This is a genomic window from Streptosporangium nondiastaticum (assembly GCF_003011965.1).
GTDB classification, from domain to species: Bacteria; Actinomycetota; Actinomycetes; order Streptomycetales; family Streptomycetaceae; genus Streptomyces; species Streptomyces nondiastaticus.
The window spans coordinates 1-1,862 of sequence record NZ_PXWG01000290.1; the positions used below are offsets into that span (position 1 = coordinate 1).

Annotated in this window: 1 rRNA gene; it reads left to right on the forward strand. The window is 56.9% G+C overall.

Annotated features, from left to right (window positions below):
* A 23S ribosomal RNA gene (locus tag B7P34_RS35800) occupies positions 1 to 1,830 on the forward strand; the annotation flags it as partial.
* Positions 1,831 to 1,862 lie beyond the last annotated feature (32 nt).

Below are 1,862 nucleotides of genomic sequence, written 5' to 3' on the forward strand. Positions count from 1 at the left end.
GCTGTGATGGGTAGGGGAGCGTCGTGTGCCGGGTGAAGCAGCCGCGGAAGCGAGTTGTGGACGGTTCACGAGTGAGAATGCAGGCATGAGTAGCGATACACACGTGGGAAACGTGTGCGCCGATTGACTAAGGGTTCCTGGGTCAAGCTGATCTGCCCAGGGTAAGTCGGGACCTAAGGCGAGGCCGACAGGCGTAGTCGATGGACAACCGGTTGATATTCCGGTACCCGCTTTGAAACGCCCAATATCGAATCAGGCGATGCTAAGTCCGTGAAGCCGCCCTGGATCCTTCGGGTGAAGGGGAGTGGTGGAGCCGACGATCCAGACTTGTAGTAGGTAAGCGATGGGGTGACGCAGGAAGGTAGTCCAGCCCGGGCGGTGGTTGTCCCGGGGTAAGGGTGTAGGCCGTGTGGTAGGCAAATCCGTCACACGTTAAGGCTGAGACCTGATGCCGAGCCGATTGTGGTGAAGTGGATGATCCTATGCTGTCGAGAAAAGCCTCTAGCGAGTTTCATGGCGGCCCGTACCCTAAACCGACTCAGGTGGTCAGGTAGAGAATACCGAGGCGTTCGGGTGAACTATGGTTAAGGAACTCGGCAAAATGCCCCCGTAACTTCGGGAGAAGGGGGGCCATTCCTGGTGATCGGATTTACTCCGTGAGCTGGGGGTGGCCGCAGAGACCAGCGAGAAGCGACTGTTTACTAAAAACACAGGTCCGTGCGAAGCCGTAAGGCGATGTATACGGACTGACGCCTGCCCGGTGCTGGAACGTTAAGGGGACCGGTTAGCTCTGTTTCGACAGGGCGAAGCTGAGAACTTAAGCGCCAGTAAACGGCGGTGGTAACTATAACCATCCTAAGGTAGCGAAATTCCTTGTCGGGTAAGTTCCGACCTGCACGAATGGCGTAACGACTTCTCGACTGTCTCAACCATAGGCCCGGTGAAATTGCACTACGAGTAAAGATGCTCGTTTCGCGCAGCAGGACGGAAAGACCCCGGGACCTTTACTATAGCTTGATATTGGTGTTCGGTTCGGCTTGTGTAGGATAGGTGGGAGACTGTGAAGCATGCACGCCAGTGTGTGTGGAGTCGTCGTTGAAATACCACTCTGGTCGTGCTGGATGTCTAACCTGGGTCCGTGATCCGGATCAGGGACAGTGTCTGGTGGGTAGTTTAACTGGGGCGGTTGCCTCCTAAAGGGTAACGGAGGCGCCCAAAGGTTCCCTCAGCCTGGTTGGCAATCAGGTGTTGAGTGTAAGTGCACAAGGGAGCTTGACTGTGAGACCGACGGGTCGAGCAGGGACGAAAGTCGGGACTAGTGATCCGGCGGTGGCTTGTGGAAGCGCCGTCGCTCAACGGATAAAAGGTACCCCGGGGATAACAGGCTGATCTTCCCCAAGAGTCCATATCGACGGGATGGTTTGGCACCTCGATGTCGGCTCGTCGCATCCTGGGGCTGGAGTCGGTCCCAAGGGTTGGGCTGTTCGCCCATTAAAGCGGTACGCGAGCTGGGTTTAGAACGTCGTGAGACAGTTCGGTCCCTATCCGCTGTGCGCGTAGGAGTCTTGAGAAGGGCTGTCCCTAGTACGAGAGGACCGGGACGGACGAACCTCTGGTGTGCCAGTTGTCCTGCCAAGGGCATGGCTGGTTGGCTACGTTCGGGAGGGATAACCGCTGAAAGCATCTAAGCGGGAAGCCTGCTTCGAGATGAGGACTCCCACCCACTTGATGGGGTAAGGCTCCCAGTAGACGACTGGGTTGATAGGCCAGGTGTGGAAGACCGGTAACGGTTGGAGCTGACTGGTACTAATAGGCCGAGGGCTTGTCCTCAGTTGCTCGCGTCCACTGTGTTAGTTCTGAAG